The sequence below is a fragment of the Candidatus Uabimicrobium helgolandensis genome, assembly GCF_041508025.1.
GTDB lineage: Bacteria > Planctomycetota > Uabimicrobiia > Uabimicrobiales > Uabimicrobiaceae > Uabimicrobium > Uabimicrobium helgolandensis.
This window is the reverse complement of sequence record NZ_CP165719.1, coordinates 3,442,806-3,466,840: the sequence shown is the minus strand read 5'-3', so window position 1 is coordinate 3,466,840 and position 24,035 is coordinate 3,442,806. Positions and strand designations below refer to the sequence as shown.

General features: G+C 34.5%; 17 protein-coding genes. 10 read left to right on the top strand and 7 right to left on the bottom strand.

Annotated elements, in window-relative coordinates; all coding sequences use genetic code 11:
- Window positions 1–32 precede the first annotated feature (32 nt).
- A complete protein-coding gene (locus tag UABHE_RS12700; protein WP_372370696.1) occupies window positions 33–1,124 on the bottom strand; it encodes a hypothetical protein in 1,092 nt (363 codons plus the stop codon).
- Window positions 1,125–1,215: 91 nt separating this feature from the next.
- Here UABHE_RS12700 and UABHE_RS12695 point away from each other — a divergent pair, with 91 nt between their 5' ends.
- Window positions 1,216–2,298 (top strand): glycosyltransferase family 2 protein, encoded by a 1,083-nt coding sequence (locus tag UABHE_RS12695; RefSeq protein WP_372370694.1) that lies wholly within the window; start codon window positions 1,216–1,218, stop codon window positions 2,296–2,298.
- A 2-nt stretch (window positions 2,299–2,300) separates the two neighbouring features.
- Here UABHE_RS12695 and UABHE_RS12690 read toward each other — a convergent pair whose 3' ends face one another.
- Entirely contained in the window at window positions 2,301–3,752 is a 1,452-nt protein-coding gene (locus tag UABHE_RS12690) for a glycosyltransferase family 4 protein (protein ID WP_372370693.1), read from the bottom strand.
- Between the two features lie 28 nt (window positions 3,753–3,780).
- On the opposite strand from UABHE_RS12690, the gene UABHE_RS12685 reads away from it, so the two are divergent.
- From UABHE_RS12685 to UABHE_RS12675, 3 genes are read left to right on the top strand one after another with little or no spacing between them, the layout of a single operon-like run.
- Complete coding sequence (locus UABHE_RS12685) at window positions 3,781–4,860, top strand: hypothetical protein (RefSeq protein ID WP_372370692.1); 1,080 nt, start codon at window positions 3,781–3,783, stop codon at window positions 4,858–4,860.
- Entirely contained in the window at window positions 4,853–6,265 is a 1,413-nt protein-coding gene (locus tag UABHE_RS12680; RefSeq protein ID WP_372370690.1) for a rhamnan synthesis F family protein, read from the top strand. Before UABHE_RS12685 ends, UABHE_RS12680 begins: the two co-directional genes overlap by 8 nt.
- 47 nt (window positions 6,266–6,312) lie before the next feature.
- Window positions 6,313–7,179 carry a class I SAM-dependent methyltransferase gene (locus UABHE_RS12675; RefSeq protein ID WP_372370689.1) on the top strand — a complete coding sequence of 289 codons (867 nt, stop codon included), beginning with the start codon at window positions 6,313–6,315 and terminating at the stop codon, window positions 7,177–7,179.
- Window positions 7,180–7,185: 6 nt separating this feature from the next.
- On the opposite strand, the gene UABHE_RS12670 is transcribed toward UABHE_RS12675, so the two are convergent.
- From UABHE_RS12670 to UABHE_RS12655, 4 genes are all read right to left on the bottom strand, one after another.
- A complete protein-coding gene (locus tag UABHE_RS12670) occupies window positions 7,186–8,565 on the bottom strand; it encodes a glycosyltransferase family 4 protein (protein ID WP_372370688.1) in 1,380 nt (459 codons plus the stop codon).
- Window positions 8,566–8,575: 10 nt separating this feature from the next.
- On the bottom strand, window positions 8,576–9,622 hold the full coding sequence (locus UABHE_RS12665; protein ID WP_372370687.1) for a hypothetical protein: 1,047 nt from the start codon (window positions 9,620–9,622) through the stop codon (window positions 8,576–8,578).
- Window positions 9,623–9,957: 335 nt separating this feature from the next.
- Window positions 9,958–10,692, bottom strand: coding sequence for a VOC family protein (locus UABHE_RS12660; RefSeq protein ID WP_372370686.1), 735 nt, complete (start codon window positions 10,690–10,692; stop codon window positions 9,958–9,960).
- A 159-nt stretch (window positions 10,693–10,851) separates the two neighbouring features.
- The gene (locus UABHE_RS12655; protein ID WP_372370685.1) at window positions 10,852–11,577 is read right to left on the bottom strand and encodes a lysophospholipid acyltransferase family protein; all 726 of its coding nucleotides are present in this window, start codon (window positions 11,575–11,577) and stop codon (window positions 10,852–10,854) included.
- 490 nt (window positions 11,578–12,067) lie between these two features.
- On the opposite strand from UABHE_RS12655, the gene UABHE_RS12650 reads away from it, so the two are divergent.
- From UABHE_RS12650 to UABHE_RS12625, 6 genes are all read left to right on the top strand, one after another.
- Window positions 12,068–13,162 (top strand): type IV pilus twitching motility protein PilT, encoded by a 1,095-nt coding sequence (locus UABHE_RS12650; RefSeq protein ID WP_372370684.1) that lies wholly within the window; start codon window positions 12,068–12,070, stop codon window positions 13,160–13,162.
- An 18-nt stretch (window positions 13,163–13,180) separates the two neighbouring features.
- Complete coding sequence (locus tag UABHE_RS12645) at window positions 13,181–14,095, top strand: hypothetical protein (protein WP_372370683.1); 915 nt, start codon at window positions 13,181–13,183, stop codon at window positions 14,093–14,095.
- A 195-nt stretch (window positions 14,096–14,290) separates the two neighbouring features.
- Window positions 14,291–15,379 (top strand): ribonuclease III, encoded by a 1,089-nt coding sequence (gene rnc / locus UABHE_RS12640; protein WP_372370682.1) that lies wholly within the window; start codon window positions 14,291–14,293, stop codon window positions 15,377–15,379.
- The gene (locus tag UABHE_RS12635; protein ID WP_372370681.1) at window positions 15,379–16,860 is read left to right on the top strand and encodes a DUF3536 domain-containing protein; all 1,482 of its coding nucleotides are present in this window, start codon (window positions 15,379–15,381) and stop codon (window positions 16,858–16,860) included. The genes rnc and UABHE_RS12635 overlap by 1 nt, the downstream gene beginning before the upstream one ends.
- Window positions 16,861–17,160: 300 nt before the next feature.
- A complete protein-coding gene (locus tag UABHE_RS12630; protein ID WP_372370680.1) occupies window positions 17,161–17,718 on the top strand; it encodes an RNA polymerase sigma factor in 558 nt (185 codons plus the stop codon).
- On the top strand, window positions 17,715–21,278 hold the full coding sequence (locus tag UABHE_RS12625) for a von Willebrand factor type A domain-containing protein (RefSeq protein WP_372370679.1): 3,564 nt from the start codon (window positions 17,715–17,717) through the stop codon (window positions 21,276–21,278). The genes UABHE_RS12630 and UABHE_RS12625 overlap by 4 nt, the downstream gene beginning before the upstream one ends.
- On the opposite strand, the gene UABHE_RS12620 is transcribed toward UABHE_RS12625, so the two are convergent.
- Window positions 21,279–24,035 carry a HEAT repeat domain-containing protein gene (locus tag UABHE_RS12620; RefSeq protein ID WP_372370678.1) on the bottom strand — a complete coding sequence of 919 codons (2,757 nt, stop codon included), beginning with the start codon at window positions 24,033–24,035 and terminating at the stop codon, window positions 21,279–21,281.

Genomic DNA, 24,035 nt, shown 5'->3' with positions numbered 1-24,035 from the left:
CAGCTATTCATTCGTAAATAAAATGTATTTGTTTAATAACGATAAGCTATTAAATATAGTAAGTATAATATTAAAAAAAATTTTAATAAAAGTAGTATGCCAAAAATAACAGAGAGTCTTTTTGCTCTTCGCAGCTTTTTTTTATATCTTTTTGTTTTGTTTTGTAATGTTAGTTGCTGTTTTATTTGTAATTGCTTTTGTTGTGCTTTTGTAATGGAGATAAAGAGAGCTATTGCTTTTTCTAATTGTAAACCATTATACTGTTTGTACTGATTTTTATTATTAGGAAAATCATCGTAAAAGAGTGTTTTACGATTGAGGTATCTCTCTGCTATTTGACAATTACTATGAGTATACTTTTTTATGATTTTTTGTCGTTCTTCAAAAGAAAATAGTTTTTGTGAAAAAGGTTGTAGGTTTTCATTAATTTCATTTAATGTGGATAGTTCTACGGGATAGTTCATTGTATTTAATAACCTTTTTAATTCTAAAAGATCTAAATCAAGGCTCGTATTTATTTTTTTAGTTGGCATTTGAAAGGCATCCATTTGGGTTATGTTTAAGATATGTAAAAAATTTATTATTAACCCTTGTGGCATTTGCTGTTTTTCATAAGCTTTGACAATTAAATTTTCTCTACCAAATGCTTGTTCCCATTTTTGCAATCTTGTAAACCAATTTAACTCTATGTTTTTTAAAGTATCAACAAAGCCAGCTTTATTATTACGAGGGCTTTTTGTTATTTGGTTATATCTAGATTCTAGCCAGTAGTCTTGTCTACGCAAATAAACAATAATTTTAGGAAATATCTCTAGTGTTTGTAAGTCGTTTTGTAATTTTTGTATATCTTCGATGGCGTAAAACATTTCTGAAGAAAGCAGGAGAGTTTTCTGTGGATATTTTTCCATATATGAAACAATGTCTTTAAAAGATATTGTACTTTTTTGCAAATCTTTTTTGTGAGGCATATACGACCAAGCTAACATGTGGTGCGCATATTTATGCTGCTTAAACTCTGGATAAACAATGTTGTATTCTAGTAGTTTTTGACGATTTGAGTGCAGAAAACGTTGAATGGCAGATGTTCCTGTTTTGTATGTGCCTATGTGTAGGTATACCTTCATTTATTCTCCTGATTTTTAGGTGAGTATTGATTAAAAACTGGGATTACAAACTATAAAATTGCTAATGTTATTAAAGATAAGTTGTAGTACTATGTTAAAAAAAATATTTAATAAAAAACGTTGTTTTGAGATAGAAATTATTGATAGAAGCGGTTTATTTGATTATCGTTATTATGGAAATATGTATCCTGGAATTATGCAAGATAAGTTGGTTGAGCATTATTTGAAAATAGGTGACAACCACAAACGAAATCCGAATCAAGATTTTGACAAAGAGTATTATATTAAAGAATACCCGCAAGTACTAGCATATAAGTATCATCCTTTTGTTCACTATGCACTTATTGGACGCGATAAAAATTATAGAACTAAGCTGCCTGAAGCAGAAGCACTTTGCACAACACAGTTTTACGATTATACACCTATTGTTTTTGAAAAACAACATCAGCCTATTGTTAGTATTATTGTACCTGTTTATAATAGTTGGCATCATAACTATAATTGCTTACGTTATATTTTTGACAATTGCAAAAATATATCTTATGAAGTTATCGTTGCTGACGATTGTTCAACTGACAAAACACAAGAAATAAAAAAATATGCGCAAAATATAGTTTATATACGCAATGATAAAAATCTTGGTTTTTTACTAAATTGCAATAACGCTGCTAAAAAAGCGCGTGGCAAATATATCTTTTTTTTAAACAGTGATGCTCTTATCCAGCCTAGGGCTCTTTACGATATGATTAATGTTTTAGACAAAAATGATAATATCGGAGTTTGTGGCGCAAAATTAGTTTTGGAAAATGGCCAAATTCAAATTATTGGCGGATTTTTACAAAATAATAAACTTAAACGTATTGGCGAAGGAAGTGTTTTTTGTGACACTGAATTTTGCAATCAAGTAAAAGAACTTGATTTTGTAACGGGCGCAGCATTTGTAATTCGAAGGAACTTATGGAAAGAGATTGGTGGCTTTGATAAGCGTTATGTGCCTGCTTACTACGAAGATAATGATTTATGTTTAGAAGCCTGTCGGCACGGTTATAGTGTAGTTTGCAATTATGATGCGATAGTTGTTCATTTACATAGTATTTCCTATAATAAAGTACGTAACATAAAAAAAATTCGTCGTGCTAGTCGCAAAAAATTTTACCAAAAGTGGCGAGAGTGATTCTATAGACTTTTCGCTATTTTTAAAATATCGGAAACGTAATCTTCAAATTTAAGTTTTTTATCTACGTAAGTACTATTGTAACTTCCCATTTTATCTCTTAAATTTTCATCTATAAGTAAGTTATTTATCTGTTGAGCAGCAGTTTGCGTATCGAGATATGGCACTATTTTGGCACCAGTGTCTTCAGGAAAAAACTGAGTGCAACCGCAACCTTTATCAAAAAGAACAACAGGTAATGAGTAGTACATTGCTTCTATTACTACATTAGGGCAAGGATCTAAGCGCGAGGACATGTAAAATACATCTGCTTCCTGAAAAAAAGGTTCTACGTTTTCTTGTGGTGGAAGAATACACACATTTTTCATTGTTATGTAATCTTGGTATACATTATACCAATTTACAAAATTTGGCAGAGGTTCTGGTCCTAGCCATACAAATAAAGTCTGTTTGTTGGGGAATAGTTGTTGGTATCTGTGCGCTGTTTGTAGAAATAAATCAAAACCTTTCCTCTCCGAAATCGTTCCACAAGATAAAACTATTTTTCCTGAAAATTTTTGCAAAGACTGTAGTTGCTGCACGCAGTAGCTACCGCGATTTTTGGCTTCGATGAAGCCTTGAGGTCTTACAAATATTTTATCTTGTGGAAAAGTTTGCGTCTCTTCGTAGGACTCTTTTACACTGGCGGCGGGCATTACTATGGCATCAGCTAATTCAAAACTAAATGTACGCACATGTTGGCGTATAAAATATGCATACTCATGAATAAGAAGAATGGTTTTGATATTTTCATTTTTTAGTGCTGGAAGAATAGGTGCATTAACGATACTGTTGAGTATGGCAAACTGCACAGGTGTTTGCTGCTGTAGTTCTGTTATACTATGATGATTTTCGAGACCTAGGTATATTTTAAAACAGCATTGTTGAAACTGCTTTATTAATACTTCCTTATCGATAATTTTGCCTATCCACAAAATAATGTTGTAAGTTTCAAACAATTGTTGAGCGAGTTTTAGGCCAATAATTGGAGCACCGGAAAGAGATATTTCGTGAACACAAAGTAGGAGATTTTGCTTTTTACTATCATAGCAACCTAAATTGCTATATATTAAACCTTGAGGTTCAATAGTATTGTTTTTTCTTTTTCTTAGTTGAATTACAAATAGCTTTTTTTGATAAGTTTCGTTTGCAGCATAGACTTTTATTTTGACAACAGAGAATACTGTTTGTGGAAAAATTTTTTTTGAAAATTTGTATAGCCCCGTTTTTTTTTCATTGTCAATTTCTACTTGGTATTTTTCTTTTTTGCAAAATTGTCTTTGCTTCCCGCAAGAAATTTTTACTTCTTGTATTGGAGACCAGTTTTGACCGACAAAAAGACCTTCAATGTTGAGTTCGGAATTAAAATTTATTTTCCACTTTGTAGTTAGAGATTGCAGTTTGAAATAGACCATATTTTTTGCCTTAATAATAAGTGACTACATGAAAACTTTATTTTTGCATATCGGTTCTCCAAAAACAGGCACATCTGCGATTCAGGTGTTTTGTGCACAGAATTATCGCATTTTGAAAAAGATGGGCATAATCTATCCTGGAGAAAAAAAGGATTTTTTTGTTGATGCAATACAAGGAAAAATCTCTAGTGGTAATGGTGTTTTTATTGCGCGGTATTTTCGTGAACCGAATAATAAGAAATACCAAGAAGCCTATCGTGAATTTTGCAAACAACTAAAATCAAAAAAACGATATACTCTTTTATATTCTTCCGAAGCTTTTTGGAATTTGAAACGCAAGCATTTTGAGCAAATATACAATTTATGCGATTCTCACAATTGTAAAATTCAAATTGTGTTGTACCTACGAAGTCAGAAAGAAATGCTTCTTTCGTCGTATGCCCAAGCAATAAAAGCTAAATCATTGACGGTAGATATTGATAACTACTATCACAATTTTACACATGTATTAAATTACGAAAAAAAACTACAAATATTAAGCAAAGTTTTCAAGAAAAAAAATTTACATATTTTAAAATACACAACGCATTCCTTGGTCAAGGATTTTTTACAAGCCCTTGGTATAAACAAAGAGTATAAAAAATTCCGCATAGTGTCTCAAAAATTTAATCCTACACCAAATATAAATGAGCTTGAATTTTTGCGAAATATTAACGCTGAACAAAAGAATGACCGTAGTTTTTCGGATAGACTATTATATCTAAAGACAGAGAGCGATGAAACAGTCAATTTAACTTTACCTAAAGACTTAGAGGTCGAAATGGATAGCGTTTTTGCCGCAACAAATAAATTTATTGCTAAGGAATATGGTGTTGTTATTGGTGAATCGCGCGATATGAGTTTGGGAAATAATGTAGAAAAACACGCTAATATGTCGCCTTTTGATGAAATCGCTGCCAAAATGATTTATTCTCTTCATGAAGATGTTACTCAGCAGCGTAAGGAAATAGGGCGATTGGAAAAAAAGTATATGTATACAAATATAATATTAGCTATTTTGAGCATACTACTTTTTTTCATGATTTTTAATGAGTTTTTCTATGCGTAAAATAATTCTGGTTTTTATTGGGCAAGAAGTTTCTTCTGAAATGAATATTCTTTTAGAAAAAGTGCGCAAAAAACATATTGTTATTATATTTTACTACAAAAAATGGTGCTGGTGGCAAATGCAAGTCGCTAAAATTTTTTTTATGAGTGGTTGTATCAAAGGGATGATAACTGATCATAATAATTTTTTATCGATAATGAAGTTTGCTAAACGTTGTTATCAAGTCTGTATTATTTCTGGCGTTTTTCGTACCCCGCAAATGAAAACATCTATGATGTATGAGTTCATAGGTCTTTGTGATTATGTAATTGTAAATGATAAATCTTGGGTAGATAGCCTTGATATTTCAAGTAAAAGATTTGTGTGTCGCACAGATATAACGAATATTGATATAGAACCAATCCTAGATCAAAAAATTTCCATAGATCGAAATATCATTAAAAAAATAGCTCAATACTTTAAAATTTCAAAAAAACGAGCATTTCGTTATCATTATTTTTGGTGGAAACAACACTACAAGCCTTGTAATGGAGGAAACTATTTTTTGCTTCTCGATTCTTGCAGTCGAAAAATTTCCATAGATCATAATCCTTTACATAAAATTATGAAAAACATAACTTTGCCTTATAAAGTAAACTATATTTCAAAAAAAAAAATTTGCCGAACTGAGCATTCCATCGCTATACATATACATATGTACTATCCTGAATTCTCAAATGAACTGTGCAACTACTTAAATGATTTAGACTATCCTTTAGATATATTTATATCGACAACCACTGAAAAAAATATAACTACTATTGGAAGTATTTTTGAAAAATATAGCAAAGGCAGTGTTGATATTGAGTGTGTTCCTAACCAAGGGCGTAATATTTCTGCTTTCCTGTTGATGGAAAAAAGATATAAAAATTATGACTATATAGGTCATGTACATACCAAAAAATCACAAGATTTAACAACTCAATCATCAGATGCATGGCGTAATTTTTTGTTTCAACATTTGTTGAGTAAAGATGCTTTTGCATTCACTCTGTCGTTATTTGCAGATAATGAAAAGCTAGGTTTGTTATTCCCCGAAGATCCAAGATTACCTGGGTGGTCATCGCTAGCAAATAAAAATTTAGCATTAGAATTGTTAAAAAAAATTGATCATCACCTTACGTTACCTCAACATATTGAGTTTCCTATTGGAGCAATGTTTTGGGCGCGAAGAAAGGCGCTAGAGCCTTTGTTTGATTTAAAACTGCAACCACAAGATTTTCCTGAAGAACCATTAGGGATTGACGGAACTCTTGCTCATGCTATTGAGCGTCTATTTCCTTATCTATGTGAAATAAGTGGATTTACTTGGGAGACACTCAAAATACCAAGTCTTGATATGCCCAAATTACACCGCAAAAAGTAAATCTGTCAATTGCAAAATACATAAAATTATTTTCTGGAGAAAAAAGTATGTTTTTTAAAAAGAGAAAAAATAAAGAAACACTTATTCGAGAAATTAATGAAATTGGACCGTGGCATATGGCTATTTCGCTCAATAATGAAGTGAATACAGGTATGGCTGAGACTAAAGACAGTGGAAGATTTTTGTCACCATCTTTATCACTTAATCGAGAGAAAACATTTAAAAAAATGGTTAATAATATATATCCCAATGGTCTTGGCGGGAAAACATTTCTTGACCATGCTTGTAACTCTGGAGGCTTATGCTTTTGGGCAAAAGACTTGGGAGCAAAATACTGCTATGGTTACGATGTTCGCGAGCACTGGATTAGGCAAGCAAAATATGTTCTTAAACACCGTGAAATGGATAGTTCTAATATAAAATTTAAAGTAATGGATCTTTATGATTTACCTAAAAATTTACCTAAAAAAAAGCAGTTTGATATTTCTTGGTTTTCAGGAATATTTTATCATTTGCCAGATCCGGTTAGAGGATTAAAAATAGCAGCAGATAAAACAAAAGAGCTTTTGGTCGTTTCTACAGCAACAAAAAATGATCTTGATCCAGAACCAGAAGAAGGAGTGTTATTTCGTTCATGGGAAGGTAAGGATTATTTAATGACAGGAGTTTATAATCTCAATTGGTTTCCTTCTGGGCCAAACTGTTTAAAAGGAATTTTGAAATGGTTGGGTTTTCCACATGCACGAATTATAAAATGGAAAAAGCAAGTAATTAATAAACGCCGCCCAGATGATAAATCTCATCGCATTGGGCGTTTACTCATAGTAGCTTCTCGAAATTATAAAACTTTGCGAAATATAAAAGATGCTGTTCCTATAGAGTCTGTAGAGGCAAATTGGCATAATAGTCTATAAATTGTCTTAAGTCTCTGCAATTTCTTTTAAGTTTTTAGCGTAGTCAGAGAAATTTAAATTCTCGCGAACGTATTCGTGATTCCGATCTCCCATACTCTTACAAAGAGAAGGGTTATTTAGTAAAAATTGTATTGTTTTCGCCGCAATTTCCACATCTAAATAAGGTATAATTTTTGCTCCTTGTGAATCAGTTGGAAAAAAATCAACAGAACCACAACCTTCATCAAATAATACAATGGGCTTTTTGCAATGCATTGCTTCAATAACGACATTGGGACAAGGATCTAATCTTGAGCACATGTAAAAAACATCAGCTTTGTGGAAAAAATTTTCTGGGTTTTTTTGCGCTGGAATCATGCAAATATTTTTTAATTGAACTAAGTTTGAGTAAACCTCTTGCCATAAATTATATTCGGGATTATGCTGATCTTTACTTCCCATCCATATAAATATTACTTTTTCTTGTGGGTAATTTTGGCGATATTTTTGCGCGGTTTGCAAAAAAATATCGTAACCTTTTCTACTACATATTGTTCCGCAAGATAATACAAATTTTGTGTTTTCTTGGTTTAACTTATCTAAGTAAGTGCTATCGAAATCACCATCTTTATTAAAGCCAAGAAAACCTTGTGGTTGAGTAAATATTTTTTTAAGTGGAAAATTAGTGTACGATTGTTGAACTTTTACACTTGGAAAAACAGTAATATCAGCAATATTTTGAGTGTTTGTTATCATTTGCGAGCAAAAGTAAGAAAATTCATGTATTAGCATTATCGTTTTCGTATGTGGCTTTATATCGCGAACAACGGCTGCCGTTATAATACTGTTGAATATTGCAAATTCTAGCTTTGGTAGTTTTTTGGCAATATATTTCGAGTTGTGGAATCCTTCAAAAATTTGACAACAATGTTTTTCGAATTGCGGTAGTATGCTGTTGTCTAGTATTTTTCCAACCCACAAAAAAACATTAAAGCTTTTATTGAGTTCATACGATAATTTTTTACCTATAAGAGGTGCACCTGTTAAAGAAACTTCATGACAAACAACAAGAATATTTTTTTTGTTTGAGGTCTGAGGTTGTAAAGACCTTGATGATAATTTTTTTCCTAAATGAATGATAAAAACTTTTCGTAAAGAAAAAGATTTTTTGTGCGGTGGACTTACTTTTATTCTTAAGAAAGAAAATCGTCGTTGTAATGGAATTTCAGCATTGAAATTACATGTATTTTTTGTATTTGACGATGTATGGCAAAATATAGTTTGTTTTGCCGTTTTTATTTTAATTTCGGTATTTTTATCATAATGGTTTTGATTAAAGCAACCATGAATTTTTAATGTTGGTTTAAAGTGTATTAGAAAAAATCGTGAGAGATTTATTTTTATCATCTTTACCCATTTACAAAATTTTAAAGAGCAAGTAACTAATAGCAATTGTTTGGATAAAAATAGCAATAAAACAAAGAAATAAAAGAGTGTTGTTTTTTTGTATTTTTTTTCCAAAGTGACGATGATTCGCTCGTTTCGAATCTATAAGTATGCCGAGCATGACGGTAACAACTTTTTCTAATTGTAGTCCTTGGAATATTTCCTTCTCATCTTTTGGCGATTCTTTGTCAAATAAATTTTCGCGTTTTAGATATCTTTGCGCTACTTGTTTATTCGACTCTGAAAAATAATTTATTATTTCTTGGCTCTGTTGTTTAGATAAGAGTTTTTGTTGCGGAAACGAGGTGAGCATATTATTTATTTTGTTTAAAGTAGAGATACTAAGTGGATATTCCACAATATTTGCTAGGCGTTTTACTTCTAATAAGTCGAGATCTAAGCTTTGATTTACTTGTTGTTCTGGTTTTTCCCATTTTACATCATTTAATCCAAGTATTTCTGTAAAGTGACTAGTAAGTCCTTGTGTTAATTGCTCTTTTTGATAAGCACGAACAATTAGATTTTCCTTAGAAAATGCTTTTTCCCACTTTTGCAACAGAGTGAACCAATTCATCTTGTTAAAATGCACATCGAATTTGCGCGTCTCATTTTTGGCTTTTACTACTTGGTTATAACCCGATACAAGAATTTCGTCTTGCCTACGTAAATAGACAATGATTTTTATAGATGTAAATCCTGTACTACACAAATCGTTTTTTAATCTTTCAACGTTTTCAATAGCTCCGAAATATTCACTGGATAATAACATTATTTCTTGGGGATGTGCTTTTATAAATTTTTTTAACCCTGCAAGTTGATGTTTATACTCAGAAAGAAATTTAGGACGCCTTTCTTTTTCCAAATAGAGAGCAGCTAATGGATGATGAGCACTACCACGTGTTGCATGGTTTGGATAAATCCAACCGTTTTTTAAAAGTTGTTTGCGATTTTGGTAAAGAAATCTTTGAATAGCAGAACTGCCTGTTTTATGAATTCCAATGTGTAGGTAAAGTTGCATAACTCTCTCAACTAAAGATTTAATGGCTGGCCTATTGAATAACATTTCAAGCATAATAGCAAAATTTAATTTTTCGGTTTTTAGCTTTTTATATTTGCGATCAAAACTATTATATGAAAAACGTATTTAAATGAAAAGTTTATATTTCGGGGTAAACGACTATGTATCGAGCCTAAGTGACCTGACAAAAGTAGTTACCCGTTGAGTGCAGGGCTTTTATTTTCTAGCGAGGCGCGACGAGGGCGCGCAGCTGTAGCTGCGTAACTAAGGAGCAACAAAGCTAGAAATTAAAAGAACAAAATGTCAATGGGTAAATACTTTTGGCACTTATATATTTACTTTCCCTTCAAATCCCCGGTAAATAAATTAACCCTGTAACCACTAGGAGAAATAGCGATCTTGTTTTCTTCGCCACCGAAAGATTTAGTTTTAACCCCTAGCGCTTCGAGATTTTTAATCTTCGTACTCATCTCTTTATCAAAATAGGTAATGGCAGGCTGGTCAAATTCTGAAGTTTCATGTAAACCAACAACCATAAAATTACGATCTTTGAGAATAGCCCAATTGTAAGGAGAAGTATATTTTCCTTGTACTTTGTAGCCTAGTTTTTCCCAGAATGCTATTGATTCGTCGAGATTTTTTACTGGCAGTGCAAACTCCCCCATATGACCCATCGCCACTTCCTGATTGATGTTTGTTTTGGGCATCGTTTCGTCGTTGATTTTTGTTTCAATAATACTTAGCATTTCTTTACTTGGTCCAGCAATTGCTTTTTGATAAAAATCACCAATATTAAAGTCAATGTCGAGAAATTCTATTTTTAACTGTTGAAGTGTTTCTCCACGTTTAGACATGTCTTCTGCAAAATAAGTTAGACCGCAGTAGTCTAATTTATCTTGATTAAAAACAACACGTATAGCACCGTCAAACAAGTTCGCCCAAGGATATGGCTTTGTGTCTCTACCTAGTAATTTAAATCCCAGTTTTTGAAAAAAATTAATGTCTCCGTCGATATCGTTAGTATTTCCAAAAGAAATTTGTACGACATCTCCCAAATGAAAATTATTCATAGTAAAAACAGTCCTTTCAACTTTTAAAACGAAAAGTGCGTTCGTTTGTATTCTACAACACAGCAATAAAAACTGCCATTTTTTTCGTATGTTTTCCGTAATTAATAGGTACACTTCTATAGAAGTGCTTAGTTATTGTTTTGATTTTAAGTTGGGAAATTAGTTAATAGTTGAATTGCCTTTTACAATGTCTAGACAATTTTTAAGTTGTTTTTCTAATTCTAGGCGGATTTCTTCCATTTTCTCATCAGAGGTATCTTTCTCTACTTTGATAGCTTTTCCGTAAGCAACAGAAATTTTTGAGAAGGGAAATGGTAGTATAGTTTGGTCCCAGTTACCAAAAGTTATTTGCGGTTTCGCAGACCAGTTGAATGGCACTATCGGTAATCCAGTATCTTGTGCTAATTTAATAACACCCATCTTCACTTTATGAGCTGGACCTCTTGGACCGTCTACAGTTATGAGCCCGTGATGAGCTTTTTCATGATTGTGTCCTTCATTGAGCATATCCTTCATTACTTGTAATGCTTTTTTTCCACCACGTGTACTTGAACCTCGCGCAGCACTTTGTCCAAACATGGCCATTGCATCTGCGATATAGTCTCCTTCTGGACTGGTACTTACCATTGCAATTCTTTTACCATAGCGATCATGTCGTAAAAGGTACGGTAGAAACAATATCCCTTGATGAAAACAAGCAACGATAATAGATTGACTATTATCAACAAGTTGATCAAAGTTTTCCTTACCATGATATTTTTTGCGCGCTGTGCCAAATATGAAGAATGAAGTGTAATAGAAAAATTTAGGGATCCACCATTTTGCTATACGAAATGATAGAGAGCGACGTTTTTTTAGAGTTGATTCTTTCTCAGGTATATCCACCAGATCTCCTTAGAAATTAGACTTAAAATGAAATAGAAACATTATATTAATTACACTTCGGCTTTATGGATAAACCTTAATGTGGAGCTATTATACTTTCTATGGAACTGTACAGCAAAAAAATATGAAATTTCTATTCTAAGGCTCTAGTAATATCTATAAAATCAAGTGTCACTTCAATTAAGGAGTGCAATAAGTTGATGATAGGTCAAAATATTCTAAACTTTTTTTCTATAAAAACGTCATAATAAAGTACAGTTCCCCTAATTGCTGTTGACTTCAATGCTGTGAATGTATAAACTTTATATTAAAGTAAAGTTTATTTAGGGCGTGTTGGCACGCTCCTAGTGACAAAATTAGGTGATCCGCCAAAATTATGTGGCAACTACTTTTGTCAGGTCACTTAATTTGTCACCTTCAAGGGCTCGAAAGAATTGCTCTTTTATATACTTGGAATTTTGACTTTATGTTGCTATAGAGGTGGATTACGATGGATATCACAAAATTTTTCAAATATATGATTGCACAAAATGCGTCGGATTTATATCTTAAAACAAATAGTCGTCCAGCAGTGCGCATTGATGGTAAGATTCGCTTTATTGCTGATGTGCCTTTATCAGAAGAAAACATGTGGAAGGTTTTTGATCGTTTGCTTGATGAAGCCAACAAAGAAAACTTTAATGAAACTGGCGGCGCTGACTTTTCTATTGCTATCCCTAATGTCGGAAGGTTTCGTGCAAATGTTTTTCGCCATATGAGTCAGCATGGTATGGTGTTTCGCCATGTTCAGGAAAAAATACCTTCTTTTGAACAACTAGGTCTACCGGTAAAAGGATTGCAGCATTTATCTAGTCGTAAACGCGGTTTGGTTTTGGCAACAGGTATTACCGGAAGTGGAAAATCAACAACACTTGCATCGATGTTACAGTACATTAATCAAACGTTTTCTAAGCATATTGTGACAGCAGAAGATCCTATTGAATATGTATTCAAAGAAAAGTCATGTATTTTTAGCCAAAGAGAAGTAGGTATTGATACCGAAAGTTTTACGCAAGCACTACGCCACGCAATGCGGCAAAGTCCAGATGTTATACTTATTGGAGAGATGCGTGATGTTGAAACAGTAGAAGCTGCTATTAATGCTGCTGAAACAGGGCACTTGGTATTTTCTACACTCCACACACTCAACGCGATGCAAACGGTCGAGCGTATTGTCATGTTTTTTCCTCCGCACCAACATGAAATGTTGCGCCAACAGTTAGGTCTTCTTATGGAAGGCATTATTTCAACGCGACTTATTCGTAAAAAAGATGGCAAAGGGCGCGTTCCGGCTGTAGAGTTGTTGTTGAAGACACCAACTATTCGCGATGTGATAGCCGAAGGGCGTACTCTTGATATTCCAAAAGCGCTTCATGAAGGTTACGATTATTACGGTACGATGACTTTTAATCAATCTCTTGTTGCTTTAGTGAAAAGCGAAATTATTACTCTTGACGCAGCAAAACAGGCTTCTGACAAGCCCGAGGAACTTGTTATGGAACTTCGCGGCATTTCCCGGGGAACTTCAATAAAAACTCCACGTTAATAGAGAGAGGATTTTCAGATGCCCATCAAAACAATAAAAAAAACAATTTGGTTCGCAAGTGGTTTCTTAAGCCTACTACTATGCGCAGCGTTGTTCTTTACTTTTTTTGTTTCAGCGGCTAGTGCTGAAAAAGTACCAGAATTACCTGCTAAGCCAAAACTAGCAAACAACAAAAAATCAACGCTTATCCAGCTTAGTGCGTTATGGAAAACTGAAATCAATGCAAAAAAACCTGTTGATAGAACTCCAATAAAAAATACGCAAAGACCTGTTCGACAAGGACCAACACTAGAGGATATTTTATCGCGCAATTTGCAAATCCACAGTATTCTCAATGATGATTTTGCTATTATTATTTATCAGCGTAAAAAAATGATCATTCGTCCTTTTAACCAAACAGAAGAGGATACTTTTCTCGATTTAGGTGATGAATCGCAACGCCCGTGGGAAGTGAATATTCCAGGGAAAAAATTGACCGTACAAAAAATTTCTTACAAAGAAGGAATTCTTTTCAAGAATAAAAGTGACGGTAAAGAAGCGTGGTTAAAACTTCGCGAGAAAAATGGTCTTGGTAAATCGATTCGCAAATTACCTCGTAGTCGACAGATCGGTGAAAATCAGTGGTTGGTAACACGCGACGAGGCCCGGAAAATGTACGAAGACTACGATAAATATATTGGAGAGATGGGACTACGGCCGCATGAAAATGGTATTTGGGTGCGACGTGTTCCTGAAGGTTCAAAGGCAGCATTCTATGGCCTACAAAAAAACGATATTGTTGTAGATTTTAATGGTGCGCCTTTGAAGTTGGACGAACTATCTTCAAAGAAAAATATACGCAAAATGGCAAAAAAATATCGCAAAATGAAAAGCTTTCGTTTAAACATTATACGCAATGGCCAAAAAATGGCGCTGCGTTTTGATAAACCATAGAACCAGTGAGTGTAATTATAATTAGGCGTAATCTTTATGCGAAATTATGGGATTGTGCCTCTTTTATTCAAGTAAAACTACATTTTTTCTGCAAACGAAAATATACAGCTTGATTATCTATTTTATTGAATAATAGTTTATGGTCAATCGCTGTATTTTATTTTGCAATGTAGCTTCAGAGAACAAGAAAGGTTTATGTTGGTAGATTCTCAAACACTACAAAAGTGCGAAAACAGCATTGGCTATGTTTTTAAAGATCAGTCTCTTTTAATTAGAGCTCTAACACATGCATCGCTGCGCAAGGAAAGTGGAACTTGCAATGAACGCCTTGAATTTTTAGGAGATGCGGTCTTAGGGCTCGTTGTCTCGGATTTTCTTTTTCATACATTTCGCGATTTTGATGAAGGAGATCTCAGCCTAATAAAGTCTATCGTGGTATCGCGCGCTACACTTGCAAAACAAGCGCGTGTACTGTGCTTGCCTGATTTCTTTTCTTTTGCCAATCCCAATAAAGAAGAGAAGGGGAATAAGATTCCCAATTCAGTGCTTGCGAATGTTTTTGAAGCGATTATTGGCGCAATCTATATCGATAGTGGGCTTTCTGAATCGCGAAAGTTTATTCTTGCTTCGCTACGCAACGATATAGAATCGGCGATTAAAAATCCTTATCAGAAAAATTACAAGACGCTGCTACAATTTATTGCCCAGAAATATCTTGGAACAACTCCTAGTTACAAAATACTGGGGATGAAAGGTGCAAACCACGAGAAAGTATTTATTGCTTGTGCGATTATTGGGAAACGCAAGTTTCTTGCCGCAGAAGGACCAAATAAGAAAGAAGCTGAACAACTCGCCGCGCACGCCGCACTGCAGATTCTTTCCTTGGAAGACCCGGTGATTGCCGAAAATATTCGCCGTAATCTTTCTGTAGAAGAGAATAAGAAAAACAATAAACCTTTGGCCAAAACCCCTAGCTTGTTTCACAATTCTAAATCGCTACTTCAACATGTAACGCAAAAAAATAAACTGCCATATCCTGAGTATAAACGAATTCATATTGAAATTGAAAATGAGCGAAAGTTTTTTTATATTGCAGTGCAAATTGGTGGCCGTAGATTTCCAGAAGCAAGAGCAACGAAAGTAAAAGAAGCGGAAAGACTTGCTGCGCGCAATGCGCTGGATATCCTTGCTGAAGATTACGCAAAAACTGGGATAAATAGTGACTTAAGTTTTTTTCCTACGGAATATATTAACAATCCTCCTTTATGGCATAAGTTGAACTAATGGACAAATACATTTGCATACATGGACATTTTTATCAACCACCGCGTGAGAATCCATGGACTGGAAAAATTGAAAAGCAACCATCGGCAGCTCCATATCATGATTGGAATGAACGTATCACCGCTGAGTGTTATGAATCCAATAGCCACTGCGAAATATTTGATCATAGTGGAATAAAAGTCAAAGATTTGAATAACTACGCGCACATAAGTTTTAATTTTGGCCCAACACTGCTCTCGTGGATGGAACGCAGTAATAAGAAAGCATATGAATCCATTCTTCGTGCTGATGTTGAAAGTATCGAGAATTTTAATGGCCACGGTTCTGCTATTGCACAAGTTTACAACCATATCATCATGCCACTTGCAAACGAACGCGATAAAAAAACTCAAATTGTGTGGGGTATCAAAGACTTTGAATATCGTTTTAAACGTAGGCCTGTTGGTATGTGGCTTGCTGAAACTGCTGTTGACACTGCAACGCTAGAACTTTTAGCGGAAAACGATATTCGTTTTACAATCCTAGCACCGCGCCAAGCAAAACGGGTTCGCGAAATAGGCAAAGATTCTTGGGAATCGGTTGCTTACGAAAAAATAGATCCGTTTCGCGCATATTTATGTAAATTACCATCTGGAAAAAGCATCAATCTTTTCTTCTACGATGGCCCCATTTCGCAAGATATAGCATTTGACAATCTTTTGGCAAATGGCGAATCTTTTGCAGACCGCTTACTACACATATTATTTCACACAAGAGCGCAATTAGTTCATATAGCAACAGATGGTGAGACATATGGACACCACCATAATTTTGGTAACAAAGCTTTAGCTTATTGTTTGAATCATATTATGAATAATGAGCACGCAAAATTAAGTGTTTACAGTGAATTTATAGAGAAATTTCCAGCAGAATACGAAGTAGAAATCTTTGAAGACTCTTCTTGGAGTTGTATGCACGGTGTTGAAAGGTGGCGCGACGATTGTGGTTGTGGTTCAGAAGGCGGAGGCCAACAACTTTGGCGTGCACCTTTACGCAGAGCTATGGATTGGCTTGTGAATGAAAGCGCAAATATATTTGAAAAGCAAATGCAAAAATTCGATGTCAATCCATGGGAAATACGCAATCATTACATAGATCTTATTTTAGAAAACAATAAAACTACTGAATTTTTTAAAACTCACTTTTCTAAACGAATAAATGAACGAAGTCAAAAGAAAATACTTACACTTCTAGACATGCAACATCAATCTCTTCTTATGCAAACTAGTTGCGGGTGGTTTTTTGAAGAAATTTCTCGTTTAGAGGGCATACAAATCATGGCTTATGCTCGAAAATGCTTGGAAATAGGGCAAGATTTCTGTTTTCGTTCCTTAGAAAAAAAATATTGCAAACTTCTCGAAGAAGCACCAAGCAATATGCCACAGTTCAAAAACGGCGCCGATATATACCAAAAAATCGTCAAAAAAATTCCTCGATCTTAGATTTATTTATCTCACAAATTCATCAGGCCACAAGAGACGTTTCCTACATTGGTCAATTTCAAATCATTTGTTACAAAACCTTGCGTCTACTGACAATTGTTTTCGCGATTATTTTGTTTGTTGGCCAATGGCACTTGACATATTTCTTTTGTGGATTGGGCCGCACTCTACATTACACTCTTTCTATAAACCTCAAAAAACTTGCAACTTTTGGTACTTGTAATTCGTAATAGTTACAGAAATCCGGATTTCATATTGTATGAAGGATTTGCACGTTGAAATTCTTCGGGAGTTATATCATTGAATGATGAACGAATTTTTGAATTATTTATCTGCGGTGAAAGAGCAATGTTTGGAGTCCTAATGGAGAGATATCAAAAACCACTTTATCACTATCTTTTAAGATATACTGGTAATACAACTCTATCTGAGGAAATTTTGCAGGAAACTTTTGTAAAAGTGTTTCAAAAATGTGAGATGTATACTCGTGGAAAACCATTTAAGCCTTGGCTCTATAAAATAGCTTGTAATACCGCAAAAGATAAACTAAAGCAGAAAAAACAGCAATCTTTAGCAGAAAAGGAGGAGCCTATGACTAAAACAGCAAATTCTCCTGTCCATCATCTCCATTGTAAGGAAATCGGAGAGATGATAGACAAAGCTGTGGCAAAGCTTCCACCGAACCAAAAACAAGTTTTTATTTTGCGCGAGTACGAAAAAATGTCTTATGTTGATATTAGTATAGCGGTAGAACGGCCGTTAAATACAGTTAAATCAGATATGCGCCGTGCTTTAAAGTCTTTACGCGATTTGCTCACATCTCTTACCGACATTGCGATGAAAGGAAAGTACATATGAATTGCGGAAAATTTCATGCGTATATTTATGATTATTATTACGATCTTCTTGAAAACGAAGAACGAAATGAATTTGAGCAGCACTTACAAAGTTGCTATGAGTGCAAAGAAAAGTTTGAGCAGCAGCAAGCAGGACTAAGTTTATTACAAGCGTGGCAACCACAAGAAGAAGTGCAAGTAGTGGATAAAGTTGTGCCTATGAAATCAAAATATATTTATTGGAGAGCGGCAGCTATTTTTTTCTTTGTAGTATCAGCGATTTTTTCAATGCTGTTTGTACAACAGCACAATGAGCTTTCTCATTTTTCTGCGGCGGAAAGTAATTATCAAAAGAATATAAAACACAATGACAAACAGTTAAAAGAACTACAAGCGACATATCAACGAGTTAGTGAAAGCTACGAAAAAGCTATTGCAGAGGAAGAAGAAAAACAACACCAGTATATGCAGAAAATTGCGAAAGAACAAAATAAACATGCGATTGAGATTGAACAGCTAGAAAAGAAAAATATTCAATTGAGCAAAGAATTAAAAAAACAATCGTTATTAAGCAAACAAGAACAGCTACATAAGATAAAACGTTTAGAAACAAAAGCCAAAGAACTGACAGAAATTATTCCTCTTTATCGCGTAGGAAGTATAATCCGCAGAAGAAAGGAAAAAGAGCTAGCGCAGGTTGTTGCTGAATATCAGTCCGAAACAAGATATCAGCACGAGATAACAAAAGCATCACAAGAATTAGAAAAATATATACAAGATAAAGAAAACTTTGAAGAGCAACAATTAGTTTTACAAACAGAATTAAACAATGCGCTTGGAGAAATTCTTGAGAAAGAAAAGATTATTAAAAACCAACAACGCGAGGTATTAGAAGCTAAACGAATTCTTCGGATTGCTGAAAAAGCTGGCGCACATTTAGGTATGTTTCTTTCTAAAAAGAAGCCTCTAGATGGTATTGTTACTGCAGTAAGTAGAAGGAAACCTCTTGTTATGTTGTCTCTTGGAAGCGATGATGGGGTACTAAAAGAATATAAGTTTACTATTTCTAGAGGATCAAAATATATTGGAATGGTTGTCGTTGTAGATGTATACAAAGATGCTTGTGCAGCGCAGATTATAAAAGAAAAAACATTGGTAAAGATTAAAAAAGGAGACTCTGCTACTACTCATTTTGGTATAGAGCACGAGGTTTCTAAAGAAAAACATTCAAATAAAAATAAGATTAGAAGCACCAAAAAAAACCATGACGTTTCTAAAGAAAAAACGTTGATTGAGAATTCGCCTAAGAAAAAACAGATACAGAAACTAGCAAAAATATCACGACAAGAATTAGAAGATCAGATAGTCGCGAAAGAAAGTAGTGAAGAAGAACGATTGATTTTGCAAAGAGAATTAAACAATGTGCTCGCAGAAGTTAGTGAAAAAGAGAAAATTATTCAAAAACAACAACGAGAGCTTTTAGAAGCTAAACAAATTATTTCGGCAGCAGAAAAGCAAGGTGTGCGTTTAGATCTTCTTTACACTAAAAAAAAGCCTTTGGATGGTTTTATCACCGCGGTAAGCAAAAAGCTCCCTCTTGTTATGTTGTCTTTGGGAAGTGATGATAAGGTATTAAAAGGCTATCAATTTACTATTTACAGAGAAGCAAAATATGTAGGAGCGGTTATTGTTGAAGAGGTTTATAAAGACGCTTGTGCAGCGCGCATTATAAAAGAAAAAACGCGAATAAAGGTCAAAAAAGGAGATTCTGTTACTACTCGCTTTGGTGGTACGCACGATGTTTTTGAACAGCAACCCTCAAATGAAAATGAGATCGTTAAAAACACCGAAGAAAAATCGGGGGTTTCTAAGGAAAAAACGCTAAATAATACCGAGAACAATACCACTAATAATACCGACAGCATTGTGTTTGGATATACGTTTAGCGGGAAACAGGAATTGGAACAGGCGCGAGAAAAATTTTTACCAAACATCACTAGTTTTAATTACAAAGAAGGTTGGGGAAAAAAAGAATTTGAGGAGCTTATTCTCAAAGGAGATATAAATGTTGATTTTCCACAAGAATGGCGCAACGCGAAGAATCGTAAAAAAGCGCGTTCTGTTCTTGATTATATGGCAAATAATAGTAAACACAATACCGAAGCGTATGCTCATATCGAAGAAAATCCGTTTATTCAGGTTCTCGATGACCCGCTTTCTACATTTTCTATTGATGTTGATACAGCCTCTTACTCAAACATTCGTCGCTTTTTAAATGATTACCAAATGCCTCCAAAAGATTCGATTCGTTTAGAAGAAATGATCAACTATTTTGACTATGATTATCCACAACCACTAATAGATACTCCATTTTCAGTGCATACAGAAATGGCGAACTGTCCTTGGAATCCAAAGAATGTATTGTTAAAAGTTGGCCTACAGGGGCGAAAAATCTCCGAAGAAAAACGTCCAGCAAGTAACATTGTATTTTTGATTGATGTATCTGGCTCCATGGAGTCGCCCAAGAAGCTTGAGTTACTTAAGAAATCTTTTGGGTTAATGATTGACAATCTTACAAAGAACGACCGCGTCGCTATTGTTGTCTACGCGGGAGCTTCAGGTTTAGTTTTACCATCGACAACTTGTGATAACAAGAATACAATTTTCAATGCGTTAAAACAATTGCAAGCTGGCGGTTCGACAAATGGTGGCCAAGGAATTGAGCTTGCTTATAAAATTGCACAACAAAACTATGTTGCCGATGGTATAAACCGCGTTATTCTCGCTACTGATGGTGATTTTAATATTGGAATTACCGATGAAGGGAGTCTGACACGCCTTATAGAGGAGAAAGCCAAAACAGGGGTGTTTTTGACGGTACTGGGCTTTGGTATGGGGAATTACAAAGACTCTACTTTGGAAACTTTAGCAGATAAAGGCAACGGTAACTACGGATATATTGATAATATAAATGAAGCACAAAAAATGTTGGTGAAAGAAATGCAAGGAACGTTGTGGACTATTGCCAAAGATGTGAAGATTCAAATTGAGTTTAATCCAAGTTTAGTTGAGTCTTATCGTTTGGTTGGCTATGAAAATAGAAAATTACGCCACCAGGATTTCAGTGATGACACTAAAGATGCAGGAGAAATAGGTGTTGGACATAGAGTTACAGCCTTTTATGAAATTACTCCAGCATATAATGTAAATCTCAAGTCTAAGGTTAAACCTTTGCGCTATCAGCAAAAAGTGATTGTCAACAGTTCAGAAAAAGAGCTTGCTTTTATTAAGTTGCGTTATAAAGAACCTAAGGAAAACAAGAGCAAGTTGTTGCAATTTGCGATTAACAAAGACATACGCCAAAAGCCGTCGCCAGACTTTTTATTTGCTTCTTCGGTAGTGAGTTTTGGAATGTTACTGCGCGATTCTCAGTACAAAGGTGTACTCAACTATGATATTGTTGATGAACTGGCACAAAGAGGAGCACAGAATTCTAAATCAAAACATCGCCAAGAATTTTTACAATTAATTAAAAAAGCTCGTCTTGTTGACCAAGTGATTACTATTAAAAAAAATAAATAGCTATTCGAGTTTTGCATGACGGATAGCTCTTCTAACTTTTACCTCTAATTCAAGTAATAAATCTTTACTCAGAAGCTCTTGTAGTAATATAAGAGCTTCTTTGTTGTTGATTTTTATTAGAGTTTGCGCTATGGCTTCGAGCTCTGCATTCGATTGTTTTTTCTCTAAAATTTCATATATTATTGGTAGAGATTTTTCTTTAAATTTGCTTAGTGATTTTATACCAATAATACGAATTTTTTCATTGTGATTCAAAAGGCGCTTCGCGTTGACTAAAGAATAATTGGCTGCGTCGAATAAAGTTGGAATCGTATTCTGTGGTTGATCACATAGTTCTAGTATGTCGTCCAAAAATTGTAAACCCCCTTTGTATGCAAACTCTTCTGCAATCATCGTTCTTACCACTGCGGACTTATCGTTAAGAGCTTTTATTAATAATTTGGGATTTCTAGAAATATTAGCAATAGCAATAAATGATTTTGCGCGTATATAAGGATTGTGATGTTTTTGTAGTTTACGCAAAATTGGCAAAGATTTCTTTACCTGGAATCTTTCGAATATTTGTAAGCATCTCATTTGTGCAGGCGGCTCGCTATCATCTACAACAATTTCAAGTAACAAATCACTATTAAGTGGACCTTCTATTTTTGCCAAAGCTTCGATTACCAGTACTTTGATATATTTTACAGGTGAGTTTAGTGTTTGTAAAGTAGTGGCGCTCTTTTTCGCTTTCATCTCTCCAAGAGTATAAACAACCACTGCTTGCTTCTCGACGGTTAAACTAGGCAAACGTTCTATTAAGGAAGCTACTAATTGTGGTGAACTGTTGTTCAGCCACAAATCAATAATCGCTCCGCGATAAAAATGTATGTCTCCTAGTAAATTCCACACATAGTTTAGTTTTGGTAGTGGTATTTTTCCCATGTTTGCTAGACACTTAATTACTTCTCGGCGCACTTCTCGGTAATAGTATTCGTCATTTTTGTTGCGTTTTTTGCTCAGCAAAGAAAATAATATAGGTAGTGCATCGTCTTTGATTTGCGGTCCTATACATTTGATACACGCTAAAACAACTTTGTATGTTGCTGTGTCTAGTTGTTTGTGAGTAAGAAGTTCTAAGAGGGTAGAGGAAAGTTTTGGTAGGCGCGGGACGTTGTTGATATGAGATAAAACATACATGATACCACTTTTTACATAGCGATTTTCAGCTGCTTGTAAACTTTGTAACAGGAATGGTAGAAGTTTTGTCGCCGGAATTTTTAGTAGAATATTTTTTTTTATTTGTTTCAATTTCAATTTATTGCTACTAAATGTTTGTAAGATAAAGCGCATTGTTTGTATATTTATTTCGGTATGTGGCTTGTTTTCCAAAATTTCCCAAAGTGGCTTTTCGTGGCTAGATTTTTGCAATTTTTCTATCACAAAAGGAACCGTGTTTGGTGAGAGCATTAAAATTTGCATGCTCATATTGCGAATACTTATGCCAGATGCCTGTAATTTGGCAAAAAAAATAGGGATAACTTTTGGTGGTATTACTTCAAAACTCTTTAATAAATGCATAACCGTAGCGACTATTCGGCGGCTTTCATGATTAATATATTTTGTTAGATTAAGAAACGTTTCAGTGCTTGTTTCGAATGTAGTATTTTTTAATACGGTGCAAATATGTTGGATGTTGTGATTATTTGGTTTTTCGATAAGAGGTAAAACAATTTCAAGACGCGGTTGCAATTCTACAAGGACTTTACTTGCAGCAAATCCAGCAAGATGATCTTTGGCCAAAAGTTGTAAACAATGCTTTTCTGCAAATTTTTTGTCTTTTATTTCTGCAATCAAATACAAACTAACTAGACGTATGCGCCAATCTTTGTGCTCTAAGTTTGCTAACAAAGTATTTTTATGATCTTTTAGATTAAAAGAAGAGCTGCGCACATAGTTTTTTACGTTCTGTAAACTTGGTCCATTACCTTCTTTATATATATCCGCCATAGTCGCTTTTTTTGATATTTGTATAATTGAGGTTTGCAAAGTGTTCTTTTTTGGCCACCACAAATAACAAGCAACTATAATGAGAAGCGTAATTAAAGTAAGCTGTTTTCCATAAGAAACGCGCGGCTTTTTGAGTTTTTTTAGTAATAATGGCCATTGATCAGTCTGACAAGAAATAAGATGTGGTGTTGATAACGGCTCTAAAAAATCTAGTTTGTCTAATGGGGTAAGTTTAATCGAGAGTTCTTTGCCCAAGATTTTAGCATCGTCCTCGTGAAGAATAAGCGCCAAGGCTTTGTTTTTACATGCTGCCTGCCATTTGTTAGCTAATGATTCTCGCGCTTCAATTTCGTCATCAGTCGTTACTTTTTCTAAAAGTAAATTTTTGAGTCCTTGTTGTTGTGGTTGTGACACAAAAGAACAAGATATGAGAAGTAAAGGAGTTTCAGTAGGCTTTTTCGGATAAGAATCACGATGCTGTTCGATGGCTAATGCGCATGCTGCTGAATCGGAATAGCCAAAATCGCAAAGATTATTAGGACGGGTTTTGTTGTTTGGCATTGGAGCTAGTGCAAATTCATAACGATATTTTTGTTGGATATCGAGTTGAGTTCGTTTAAATACATATGCCGCACCAGAATTTTCTCTGAGCCCAGATGCTCCACCACCTTTGCAAAAATGAGATTCAGCGATTGTAAGGCGCACAGTTACGATAAACGATAAATCTGCGGAGCCTGCGTCGACGGGAAAGCCTATGCGAAAATCCAT

Coding starts and splice junctions, on each gene's coding strand:
- UABHE_RS12645 (WP_372370683.1), top strand. CDS start 13,181: ATGCCCATCAAAACAATAAAAAAAACAATTTGGTTCGCAAGTGGTTTC.
- UABHE_RS12685 (WP_372370692.1), top strand. CDS start 3,781: ATGAAAACTTTATTTTTGCATATCGGTTCTCCAAAAACAGGCACATCT.
- UABHE_RS12625 (WP_372370679.1), top strand. CDS start 17,715: ATGAATTGCGGAAAATTTCATGCGTATATTTATGATTATTATTACGAT.
- UABHE_RS12675 (WP_372370689.1), top strand. CDS start 6,313: ATGTTTTTTAAAAAGAGAAAAAATAAAGAAACACTTATTCGAGAAATT.
- UABHE_RS12700 (WP_372370696.1), bottom strand. CDS start 1,124: ATGAAGGTATACCTACACATAGGCACATACAAAACAGGAACATCTGCC.
- UABHE_RS12660 (WP_372370686.1), bottom strand. CDS start 10,692: ATGAATAATTTTCATTTGGGAGATGTCGTACAAATTTCTTTTGGAAAT.
- UABHE_RS12650 (WP_372370684.1), top strand. CDS start 12,068: ATGGATATCACAAAATTTTTCAAATATATGATTGCACAAAATGCGTCG.
- UABHE_RS12695 (WP_372370694.1), top strand. CDS start 1,216: ATGTTAAAAAAAATATTTAATAAAAAACGTTGTTTTGAGATAGAAATT.
- UABHE_RS12670 (WP_372370688.1), bottom strand. CDS start 8,565: ATGATAAAAATAAATCTCTCACGATTTTTTCTAATACACTTTAAACCA.
- UABHE_RS12620 (WP_372370678.1), bottom strand. CDS start 24,035: ATGGATTTTCGCATAGGCTTTCCCGTCGACGCAGGCTCCGCAGATTTA.
- UABHE_RS12690 (WP_372370693.1), bottom strand. CDS start 3,752: ATGGTCTATTTCAAACTGCAATCTCTAACTACAAAGTGGAAAATAAAT.
- UABHE_RS12680 (WP_372370690.1), top strand. CDS start 4,853: ATGCGTAAAATAATTCTGGTTTTTATTGGGCAAGAAGTTTCTTCTGAA.
- rnc (WP_372370682.1), top strand. CDS start 14,291: ATGTTGGTAGATTCTCAAACACTACAAAAGTGCGAAAACAGCATTGGC.
- UABHE_RS12635 (WP_372370681.1), top strand. CDS start 15,379: ATGGACAAATACATTTGCATACATGGACATTTTTATCAACCACCGCGT.
- UABHE_RS12665 (WP_372370687.1), bottom strand. CDS start 9,622: ATGCAACTTTACCTACACATTGGAATTCATAAAACAGGCAGTTCTGCT.